This is a genomic window from Petrachloros mirabilis, from assembly GCF_975968855.1.
Genome location: NZ_CDLUDY010000103.1, coordinates 1 through 11,507, shown reverse-complemented (window position 1 = coordinate 11,507; position 11,507 = coordinate 1). Strand labels below are relative to the sequence as shown.

General features: G+C 53.5%; 9 protein-coding genes. 5 read left to right on the top strand and 4 right to left on the bottom strand.

Translation table 11 applies throughout. From position 1 onward, the window contains the following. Positions 1-122 precede the first annotated feature (122 nt). Complete coding sequence (locus ACWVCN_RS04275; RefSeq protein ID WP_455244279.1) at positions 123-668, bottom strand: OmpH family outer membrane protein; 546 nt, start codon at positions 666-668, stop codon at positions 123-125. Positions 669-691: 23 nt separating this feature from the next. Further along, a complete protein-coding gene (gene bamA, locus ACWVCN_RS04270; RefSeq protein ID WP_455244278.1) occupies positions 692-3,181 on the bottom strand; it encodes an outer membrane protein assembly factor BamA in 2,490 nt (829 codons plus the stop codon). A 172-nt stretch (positions 3,182-3,353) separates the two neighbouring features. Between bamA and galU the strand changes: the two genes are divergently transcribed. From galU to ACWVCN_RS04245, 5 genes are all read left to right on the top strand, one after another. After that, a complete protein-coding gene (gene galU / locus ACWVCN_RS04265) occupies positions 3,354-4,259 on the top strand; it encodes a UTP--glucose-1-phosphate uridylyltransferase GalU (RefSeq protein WP_455244277.1) in 906 nt (301 codons plus the stop codon). Between the two features lie 64 nt (positions 4,260-4,323). Then, positions 4,324-6,831, top strand: a complete 2,508-nt coding sequence (gene lon, locus ACWVCN_RS04260; protein WP_455244276.1) for an endopeptidase La — start codon at positions 4,324-4,326, stop codon at positions 6,829-6,831. A gap of 1 nt (position 6,832) precedes the next feature. Further along, the gene (gene thiL, locus ACWVCN_RS04255; protein ID WP_455244275.1) at positions 6,833-7,873 is read left to right on the top strand and encodes a thiamine-phosphate kinase; all 1,041 of its coding nucleotides are present in this window, start codon (positions 6,833-6,835) and stop codon (positions 7,871-7,873) included. A gap of 19 nt (positions 7,874-7,892) precedes the next feature. Further along, complete coding sequence (locus tag ACWVCN_RS04250) at positions 7,893-8,369, top strand: DUF2062 domain-containing protein (RefSeq protein WP_455244274.1); 477 nt, start codon at positions 7,893-7,895, stop codon at positions 8,367-8,369. A 13-nt stretch (positions 8,370-8,382) separates the two neighbouring features. Next, on the top strand, positions 8,383-9,774 hold the full coding sequence (locus tag ACWVCN_RS04245; RefSeq protein ID WP_455244273.1) for an HD domain-containing protein: 1,392 nt from the start codon (positions 8,383-8,385) through the stop codon (positions 9,772-9,774). A gap of 166 nt (positions 9,775-9,940) precedes the next feature. Here ACWVCN_RS04245 and ACWVCN_RS04240 read toward each other — a convergent pair whose 3' ends face one another. Together ACWVCN_RS04240 and ACWVCN_RS04235 are read right to left on the bottom strand one after the other, a co-directional pair. Further along, positions 9,941-10,954 (bottom strand): M23 family metallopeptidase, encoded by a 1,014-nt coding sequence (locus ACWVCN_RS04240; RefSeq protein ID WP_455244272.1) that lies wholly within the window; start codon positions 10,952-10,954, stop codon positions 9,941-9,943. Further along, on the bottom strand, positions 10,951-11,507 hold a 557-nt coding region (locus ACWVCN_RS04235), incomplete at its 5' end, for a proteasome accessory factor PafA2 family protein (protein ID WP_455244271.1). The genes ACWVCN_RS04235 and ACWVCN_RS04240, both read right to left, overlap by 4 nt.

The following is an 11,507-nucleotide window of genomic DNA, read 5'->3' as shown; positions in this document are numbered from 1 at the left end:
GCTGACCAGGCTAAGGGCATCGCGGCTGCCCAGATGGCCCCGACAACGAGAACGCTTGTTACCACCTTATGCATGATCGGATCTCCTTGGCTTGGACTCTATGACGACGAACAGGGAACGGTTTAGGGATATTCCCGATTGAACTCCTCCAGAACAGGCCCCGTAATGTCCAATGTCTCGTCCGAGTAGATCGCAGGCCCGCCCTTTCCCTTATCAATAACGACCTGCAACCCGAGCTTCTTGGCGACTTTCCCAACAACCCGTTCGACTTTCTCACGAAATTCGTCCAGGACCTCTTTTTGCTTTTCTTGGACCTCGCGCGTCAGCTCTCCGGCCTTCTGTTGATACTCGGCCATTCGGCGCCGGAAAATCTGTTCCCGCTCGTTCTTGGCCGCCGGACTGAGGACACTGGCCTGCTTCACAAAATCCTCCTCCATGCGGCGTAACTCTTTCTCCTCAAGCTCGATCAGTGCCTGGCGGTTTTTTGAAAATGAGGCAAGTGTATCTTTGGCCTTCTTTCCGGCATTCGATTCGTTGAGCAGCCGGGAAGGATCCACCAGACCGATCTTTCCTTCGATCTTCGTGTCGACGGCCGTGCAACTCACCATAGCCCCGAGCCCGCACGCGAGAAGGAACTGAAGACAGCGTGATACGTGTATCGATCTCACCAAACACCTCATAACATACGCCATTAGAACAATGTCCCGATCGTAAACTCAAAAACTCCCTTGCGCTCTCCCGGGCGAGGATCAAGGTTGATGCCATAGGCTGCCCGCAGAGGCCCAAATGGGGATATCCATCTGACTTCTAAGCCCGCGGCCGGCCTTAAATCGAGAGAAATCGCCTCATCATCGTTGAAACCCCTTCCATAGTCAAAGAAGAGGACGCCATTCAGCTTGGCATCTTGGGAAACGGTAAAGATAAAATCGGCATTAAAAATCAGTTGGTTTGATGCACCAATCAAGGTATTCAAAGGCGTTACAGGCCCTGCCCGACCGAACACAAATCCGCGAACCGTGTTGATACCGCCGACGAAATATCGTTCCGTCAGCGGGATAGGCTCCCCGTTTCGTCCATGAGCGGCTCCGTATCTTGCGCGTAAAGACACCCGTGTGTCGAACGGCAAAGGAGTGTATTTCATGACATCTACGTCGTATTTGACGAAGTCGTTGGTTCCTCCCAGGTAGGGCGTTCCCAAACCTCCGCCAACACTGAACCGCCAACCGCTCCGAGGATCGAGATAGTAGTCCCTGGTGTCCCGGGCGATGATCGCCCGAAATCCTGTTGTACTCTGATATCCCAACTGCGAGCAAATCAACGGGATGACGTCTGGACAGAGTCCAGGTTGGGGGTCCTTGTAATTCAACGATTCGCCCACCAAGGTCACACTCCCCGTAACATATTCGGAAAGCCACCGTCCGAATGTGACGTTAACGCCTGCTTTGTTCTCCACGTAAGAAAGATAGTTCGTCAGAGTAGAAAAGGCGTCGATTTGCATGGACGTCAACGAATCATTCAAATAGGGATTGCGAAAGGAGATCAACCCGATCGTACGTCGTTGACCGAGCTGCCCGCGGATTCGCCCCATCCAACCATTCCCGCCCAGATTCCCCTCCGTAATGTCGGCAATTGCAACCAACTGATCTAAGGTGCTGAAACCGCCACCGATGCTAAATTGTCCTGTTGGCTTTTCTTTCACCCGCACGTTGAGGTCTACCTTATCCTTTTCGACCTGTTCAGGAAGAATCTCCACGGTTTCAAAGAAGTTTAAGTTGTTCAACCGCTGAAAACTCCGCTTGAGAGACGGGGTGTCGATCACGTCCTGCTCATCTACCCTCAATTCCCGGCGGATGACATTATCTTTTGTCTTGTCATTACCGTTCACGTTGATCTGACGGATCCGCATCATCTCGCCTTCTTTGATGTTGAAGATGATCGTGGCGGTTCGATCTTCTGTGTTGGGATTAACGGAAGGGGAGACGTCGGCGAAGGCATAGCCTCGGCTTCCATAGAGATCGGTCAGGCGAGTGACTTCGTCCCGCACCTTCTGTCGCTGGAAGATTTCCCCCGGCTTGATCTTGACACGTTCCAGCAACTCAGGTTCTTCAAACACAGTATGCCCTCTAAATCCGACGCTGGCCACGGTAAAGGGCTCCCCCTCGTTGACCGGATAGGTGACGGAAAACCATTTCTTGTCTTCACTCAATTCAACCGTGGGAAGACCGACTTGAACGTTCAAAAACCCTTTATTTGCCAGAACTTCCTTGACCCGCTCCACATCGTTTCCGAGTTCCTCCTTTTTGAGGATGCCGGCATCTGATACAAAAGAGGGAAGTTTCAACTGCGTGATGATGCCGTACCAGGGAACCCACTCTCTAGTCGCCATCACTCTGAGGAGTTCGTCTTTCGTCGCTGATCGCAGCCCCTCAAACGTCACAGTCTTAATCCGCGCCTTCTCGCCTTCCTTGATAAAAAAAGTCAATCGTTTACGATCTTCATCGAGAGTCTGAACTATCGGGATGACCTGGCTATCGTGGTAACCGGCATCCTGATATGCGAGCCGGACCTTTTCCGCGCTCTCTTTCGCCTGTTGTTGGTCGAGAAATGCCTGGGTCTTGATCGTAATCTTCTCTCTCAGCTTGTCGTCGCCCAACTCCTCATTACCGTCAAAAACGACCTCCGTAATAAAAGGCTTCTCGCGAACGATGAAAACAAGAGCCACACCTTGAGGTCCGGAATCAGTCTCGACTTTAACGTCCTCGAAATATCCGGTCTCGTATAGAATCTTGATTTGCCCACGAACATTCTCAGGCGTGTAGGGATCACCGGCCTTGAGCGTCAAGCGACCGACGATGGCAGGCAATTCGATCTTCTTGTTACCACGGACATCGATCGAGGAGACCTTCTGATCAAGGGAAGGAGGCTCGGCCGTAACCTCGAACACCGAAGTGACAGAGAAGAAGAACACGATCGCCACAATTAGAACGAGCTGCCGTCCTGGAATAGGCACAAATTTCTCCACAGATTTAATGCTCCAAGACTGGTCAACACACCCGGCAGCTTCATCGTCGAACTTATGCGATCGAACCAAAACAACCCGTACCTGCAGTCTCGCCGCAATGAGAACAAGACTGGTGCTATCGATAGCAGCAACAACGAGGATGCGTGAGGTGCGATGCATAGTCGCTCAGCGCGACGCATCTCTTGCGAACAATGCTTGATAAACTGTCGGATTATATGGGTCGAGTATTTCGATGTAAAGCAGTTTTGACACATATCATCCCGCTCCACGCTGGCAATCATCGGTTCGCCGATTTCTTGACTTCACCTACCCCTTCACATACTATCGCCGTATGTCCCGTTCTGAAGTGCGCAAAGCCATTATTCCTGCAGCAGGACTCGGCACAAGATTTCTCCCAGCGACGAAAGCCTCTCCGAAAGAGATGCTGCCGCTCGTCGACAAACCGCTGATTCAGTATGTCGTCGAGGAGGCAGTGGCCTCCGGCATTGAGGACATCATCGTCATCACCGGACGTGGTAAACGCGCGATTGAAGATCACTTTGACCGCTCTGTCGAACTGGAAGAGAACCTGAAGGGCAACGGCAAGGCTCAGTTGCTGAGCCAGATCAGACATATATCCAATCTGGCGAATTTTTGCTACGTGCGCCAATCTGAAGCCCTGGGACTTGGCCATGCTGTTCTCTGCGCCCAACACTTGATCGGAGATGAACCCTTCGCTGTCATGTTAGGGGATGAGATCATCGATGCCCCAGTTCCCGGCCTCGCACAATTAATTCATATCTACAAGAAGCGCCGTGGGGCGGTGCTGGGTATACGAGAGATTCCGCATCAAGAAGTCAACCGTTACGGGATCATTCAACCAAAGCGTATCGCAGACAAGCTCTACAAGGTCGATGATTTAGTCGAGAAGCCGGCACCCGCCGTCGCTCCCTCGAATCTCGCCGTCATCGGACGGTATGTGCTCCCCCCGGATATTTTCCCGATCTTGAGGAAAACAAAACCGGGCAAAAACGGTGAGATTCAGTTAACCGATGCGTTGAAAGAGCTTGCCGCACGCAACCCAATGTACGCGTTGGAAGTGAACGGGAATCGCTACGATGCGGGAGACAAATTGGGATTCTTGATTGCGACCGTGGAGTTTGCCTTGAAGAACCCCTCCCTTGGGGCGGATTTCGCTGATTATCTTCGAAGCCGCTCCGATTCACCAAGCGAGCATCGCCGAGCCGGCAGAGCTTAATCATCGCTTAAACGAGATTGCAAGCAACGCAAGGGAGTTCCTCTGACAACGCGGGACTATTTCAATGACCGAATCCATTGAACAAGACCTGACTCCTCCCCAGAGCATCGAGATTCCTGACCAGCTTCCCTTGCTGCCCGTCCGAGACATCGTGGTCTTTCCGTACATGGTCCTCCCTCTATTCGTGGGGCGGGAAATGTCGATCAAAGCCATCGAAGCAGCCTTGGCCGGGAATCGAACGATCTTTCTGGCCACACAAAAGGCTCTGGACGTCGAAAATCCGACCCCCGACGACATCCATAAGATCGGGACAGTCGGCATCATCATGAGAATGCTCAAACTCCCGGATGAGCGGATCAAGATTCTGGTCCAAGGTCTATCAAAGGCGAAAATTTCCGGCTACGTCCAGACCGAGCCTTATTACTCGGTGAAGATCGACAAAATCACCGAATCCAAATCAGTCGGTTCCGTCCTCGAGAGTGAAGCGGTCATGCGGACGGTGAAGGAACAAATCGAGAGAATCGTCAGCTTGGGCAAGGTGTTGATTCCGGATGTGATGGTCGTCATCGAAAACCTGGAAGAACCGGGTCGACTCGCCGACATGATCGCTTCGAACCTTGGGCTTAAGGTGGACATCACACAGTCGGTGCTTGAAATCACCGATCCCCTGAAGCGGCTCAGGCAAATCAGCGAAATCCTCGCAAAAGAAATCGAAGTCCTCTCGATGCAACAAAAGATTCAAGCCCAGGCCAAAGGCGAGATGGACAAAACTCAACGGGAATATTTCCTGAGAGAACAACTCAAGGCCATTCAGAAAGAATTAGGCGAGTTGGATGAGCGGGCCGAAGAAGTCGCCGAATTTCGAAAGCGTGTCAAAGACGCCAACATGCCCGAGAAAGTCTTGAAAGAGACCGAGAAACAGCTGAAACGACTTGAGAAAATGCACCCGGACACGGCGGAATCCGCCACCGTCCGGACCTATCTCGAATGGATTGTCGAGCTGCCATGGTCAAAATCTTCAAAGGACAACCTCGACCTGAAGGCTGCCGCCAAAGTGCTCAACGAGGATCATTACGATCTCGAGAAGGTGAAGGAGCGGATCCTTGAATATCTCGCGGTCCGGAAGCTCAAAGAGAAGATGAAGGGACCGATCCTCTGTTTTGTCGGCCCCCCCGGCGTCGGCAAGACATCACTGGGTAAATCCATCGCTCGTTCGTTGGGGCGTGAATTCGTTCGCATCAGCCTTGGCGGGGTTCGCGACGAAGCCGAAATCCGAGGTCACCGCCGGACATACGTCGGGGCCCTCCCAGGCCGCATGATACAAGGCATGAAGCAGGCCGGCACGAACAATCCCGTCTTCATGCTCGATGAGATCGACAAAGTCGGCATGGATTTTCGCGGCGACCCCTCAGCTGCCCTGCTTGAGGTCCTCGACCCGGAGCAAAACAACACGTTCACCGATCACTATCTTGGAGTCCCGTTCGACCTCTCTGAAGTCATGTTCATCACGACCGCGAATCTGATCGACCCGATCCTCCCGGCATTGCGTGACCGTATGGAGATTATCGAGATTCCCGGTTACACAGAAGAAGAAAAACTCGGCATCGCACAACGATACCTCATCCCGCGCCAACTTTCTGAGCATGGGATCACGGAAAAACATGTTCGGATAGGTGAGCCGGCGATCCGTCAGATCATCACGAATTATACCCGTGAGGCGGGAGTCAGGAACCTCGAACGCGAAATCGCTAACGTGATGCGCAAGGTCGCAAAAAAGGTTGCTGAAGGGAAAGGCTTGGGGTTCCCCGTCAATCCCGCCAATCTCCATAAGTATCTGGGAGTGCCCAAGTTTGTCCCCGAATCAGAACTGGAGAAAGACGAAATCGGCGTAGCGACGGGACTCGCGTGGACGGAATCAGGCGGCGACGTCCTCTATATCGAAGCCACCGTGATGAAAGGGAAAGGCCAGCTGACGTTGACCGGTCACCTTGGTGACGTCATGAAAGAATCGGCGCAAGCGGCCCTGAGCTACGTCCGATCACGCGAAAAAACGCTCGGCATCAACCCGGACATGTTCACCAAGCAGGACCTTCACATTCATGTTCCGGCCGGCGCGATTCCCAAAGACGGACCTTCGGCCGGCATCACGATGGCCACCGCCATCGCTTCTGCATTGGCTCAGGTTCCGGCACGTCGAGATCTGGCAATGACCGGAGAAATTACCTTGCGCGGACGTGTCCTGCCGATCGGCGGATTGAAAGAGAAAATTCTTGCCGCTAAACGCGCCAAGCTGAAAGCGGTGATTCTTCCTAAACGGAACAAGAAGGATTTGGATGAGATCCCCAAGCACATCCTCAAAGGAATCCAACTTGTGTTTGCCGATACGATGGATGACGTCATGAAGATTGCACTTCGCAGGACCAGGACGTCTCAAGCGCATCGCCCATCGGGCAAGAGCCAGGCGCCGAAAAAGAAATCACTGTCCTCCCGTTCCTCCAGACCACGGCAGACCGGCAGGGCTGCGCATGCGCACGTAACCATGCAGGCTTGGCTGCCCCAGCAGACTCCGTAGCATGCCATCACCGGCCCGGCCCAAGGCCAACGATTCAATCAAGGAATTCGACCTGATTCGAACATTACGGCACGAGTATGGGGCCGAGAATGCCGCCGTCTTTCGCGGCATCGGCGACGATGCCGCAATCGTGATCCCGCCTACAGGTAGCTGGCAACTGCTAACGACCGACCTCTTGACGGAAAAAATTCATTTTGACCTTCGCACCACGAGCCTTTTCGATGTGGGATTCCGTGCGGCAACGGCCAATCTCAGTGACATCGCCGCTATGGGCGGGACCCCTCAATATCTTCTCATCACTCTGGCGATCCCCCGCACGGGAACACGAACGATGGTCCAGCAACTTTACCGAGGGATGATGGCGGCCTGCCGTCCCTACAAAGTTCAGCTCATCGGCGGCGATACCTCCTCATCAATCGCAGGCTGGTTCATTGGCATTACTCTCGTTGGCTCAACACCACCCCGCCGTGCTCTGCTGAGAAATGGAGCCCATGCCGGTGACGACCTCTATGTCACCGGTACGCTCGGAGATTCACTCGCGGGACTGAAGCTCTTGCGGGCAATCCGAACTCCTCGTTCGTTGTTATCGCAACACCGGAAATTTCTTATAGAACGTCATCTGCATCCTACAGCCCGCGTCAACGAAGGTCGCTGGCTCTCCTCAGGACGGTGGGCCAGCTCAGCCATCGATATCTCTGATGGACTATCCGGCGATCTCCGGCATATCTGCGAAGAGAGCCACGTGGGCGCCGAAATCGATCTGTCCGCGTTACCCATCTCGAAAGCCTGTCGCGCCTATGCTGCCGCGACGAGACAAGATGCAACAGCGCTCGCACTTGCCGGAGGTGAAGACTACGAGCTACTTTTCACAGTGCCTCGGCGACACAGACTCCGTTTCAAACAACGTGCGGCTTCCCGGAAAATTCGTATTACCAGGATAGGCACAATCACACCTGCTAAATCCGGCATCCAGGGCGCATTACCGGATGGACAACGCAGGCCGCTACCTCTCACCAGTTATGAGCATTTTCGTTCCACTTGAATAAGATCAGACGAAGACCATGGCTTCCTTTCGATCACTACTCAAACAAATCCTCCATCTCCAAGAATCACCGCAAAGAACCGCCCTTGCTTTCGCCATTGGCACGGCCATTGCCTTTTGTCCCTTCTACGGCTTCCACATGCTTCTCGTTGTCTTTTGCACCTGGGCTCTCGGTTTGAATTTCGTGGCCTTACTGGCCGGTGCCCTCATCAACAATCCTTGGACGATTGTACCGATCCTTGGTGCCACCTACTGGACCGGCGCCCTCCTCCTTGGACGAACCGAGTCTCCGTCATTAGACTGGACCAATCTCGGATTCTCCGCCATTTACGATCAGATCATGCCGCATGCGGTCCCATTTTTTCTCGGAGGAATTGTTCTCAGCCTCATCGGTGCCATATTTTCATACCCCCTGGCGATGTACCTTGTTATGAAACATCGTCGTCACCGAGACAGCCCCGCGAAGCCGTTGCCGCCTTCCAATCCGCTAGGATAAGATGATTCGCTACATGGCTCGAAAGCGGAATCCACGTCATCCCAACGCACCCTACGACGGGTCAGCCCTTATCGCCGACCCAATCCATAAGTACGTCTCATTCACCGTTCCATACGGTGAGGCGGAGCAACATGAGCGGACTGAAAAAGACCTGATCGACTCTCCCTGGGTACAGCGGCTTCGTTACATCTATCAGCTCCAAAGTGCCCGGTGGGTCTACCCATCCGCGGAACATACGCGCTTTGTCCATTCTATCGGCACCATGCATGTAGCCGGTCGATTTGCACGACATCTTTATCCGTTTTTAAAAAAGGCCGTCGTCGACGCACCATCCGCTAATTACGTAGAAGAGTTCCTGAGAATTACTGCTTTGGTGCACGATATCGGCCACGGCCCGTTTTGCCATTTTTTCGACGACAATTACCTGCAAGCCTTCAATGCCAGTCATGAAAAACTCGGGCAACTCATCATCCGAGACCATTTGGGTCCTCTTATCAGAAAAATCCGGCGCAGCCCGTCAGGCCCGTTTGCCAAGGGTGAAGAGCTGAACCCTGACCAGATTGCCCATGTGATCCTGAAAGAAAAAGGAAAGGACAATTCGCGTTTGCCCCGCTGGCTCAATATGCTTCAGCCGGTCATTTCAGGCAGTTACACGGCGGATAACCTCGACTATGTGTTGCGCGATTCCTATATGTGCGGAGTAGCCGTCGGGCCGGTGGATTTGACGAGATTAATTCACTACACGATCATCACGAAGAAGGGGTTCACGATTCACAAAACCGGTCTTCCCGCCCTTCAAATGTTCCTTAACACCCGCATGTATCTCTATTCCAACGTCTATTACCACCGGACCACGAGGGCCATCGACATTCACCTACGGGACATTTTTGGAGATACGATGAAATTGCTCTTCCCGCATGATCCCAGGAAGAAAATGGACGAATACCTTCATCTGACCGACTGGTCTTTGCTGGAGCAGGTCCGCAACTGGAAGAAATCACGCCACGCCGCAGAACGACGCCTGAGCACGGAATGGGCGCGAATTCTCGATCGGGATGTGAAATGGAAGATGGCCTACAGCACCGTCTTGAAGGAAAAGGGGCAGGAACGGGGAATGGATTTCCCAAGTCACCAGCATTTTGCCAGACAAATCCAGAAAGAACTACCTACGGCCATTCGGCATGTCGCATTCCGTGTCGACATGGCCCCCCTCGATCCAAGACCGGACCCGAAAGACCGACGCGGGAACCCGCTCTACGTCTACGATCCCAGCACAAAGAACGTGTCGAGCGAGCCCCTTGAGGAATTTCTCGACTTGCTCCCAACCCGTCTGATCAGTTCCGCATCTTCTCGCTCGACCATGAACATGACGCGGCCCTCTCTCGAGCCGCCGCCACCGTGCTGAATAAGACACCCTCCAGCATCGAATCCAATTACTAACTCTCTCACGTACGACAGACGCACTCAATTTGGCCGACCTGCGACAAACACTCATTAGTTAGAGCAGAATGGGAACGGATGTCTTAATATGTCGAAGCAATAAAACGGCTTTGAGACCTGCCTTCTATACTCTAGTTATCGGCTGGAACCGCTTGTGATTCTGCCAAAGGCTCGGAGGGACTTGATGCCGGAATGGCATCGGCTGGCGTTGAGCCGTTCTTAAAGGGGAGGTCGAGCAGCGAATAGGGATTCACGCGGGCGCCGTTGAGTTTGACTCCCCAATGAAGATGGGGGCCTGTGGCGCGGCCGGTGGCTCCCACCTTTCCAATTACTTGCCCCGCCTTAACGAGATCACCGTCATTCACAAGGATCTCAGAAAGATGAAAATACATGCTGTAAAAGCCCAGTCCGTGATCCAAGAACACGCCCTTGCCCGAAAAGATATGATCGACGGTGATCCGCACAACCCCGTCGTTGGTGGCCAGAACGTCAGTTCCCATGGGCGCGCCAATATCCTCTCCGCTATGCGGATTCCGCGGCTTGCCATTCATGATTCTCCTACTGCCGAATTTGCCGCTTCGTCTGCCGTTGACTGGTTCCACGAAGTCGCTGCGCCAAAGTTTCAAGCGTGAACTCTCTGCGAGTGCCTGCCGGACCTGTTCCTGTTCCCCTTTCCAACGTGCGATACTCTTTGCATCGAGATCGACTTTATTCTTCGGAAGCCTTAGACGCTCGACTGCAAATTTCTCTTTGGTGACGAGCACATTGTAGCTGAGATGCTTGGTCTGCTCGCCCCGCTTGACGTCAACCTCTAACTCGTACGTCCCCGGCGAGTCCTGCATATCGATGCCAAGCAGTCCCACATAGCCGGGCAGCTCACCGTCACGGGGTTCACGGAAAAATGGTACGGTACGTTTGCGAAAGGTACCTTTGACTTCGGTGGCTTCTTGCTCTTCAGGCACCTTTACAACCAACACCTCTCCCTGCTTGCCGCTGTATTGCCCGTCGATCCCCTTGGGAGGTGGCGGGGTATTGGGGAACAGCTCGACGGGAAACACGCTCGTCAGCAAAACAACCACTGTGATCAACGAGCGATCGAGCCGAGAAATCCTTAATCGGGCCTGTCGGAGCGCAGGAAAGATCATCGGTAAAACCGTAACCCCGAAACTTGTGAAACGAGTTCATCTACCCGTCGATTGACGGCACTAAAGGGATCCATACAGAGAATCGTCTCTTCCCAGTATCCATTCAGCTTCAAGTAGGTCCAATCGACCGTGTACGACCGGTTCTTGGCGCGGGCAAACCGGATAAAGTCGCCTCGCACCTTGGCCCTGGTCGTCTGCGGCGGTGTAGACATGGCCCGTTGCACGGCCTCTTCTTCTACGACCCGTTCGACCAGTCCACGAGACTCCATTAGATAATACAACCCTCGCGTCCGTTTGACATCATGAAATTGAAGATCGAGCAAAAATACCCGCGGATCATCCCACCCGCATCCCTTCTTATCCATATAGGATTGGATCAGATGCCTTTTCGTCACCCAATCGACTTCGCGCACCAACTGCATCGGGTCATCTTCGAGCCTGTCCAGAACCGTCGCCCATCGCTGCCAGATATCCTCGAGAATCGGATCATGATCTTGTTGGGCCAAATACTCCTTTGCCCTTTCCAGGTAAACCCGCTGAATCTCAACTGCGG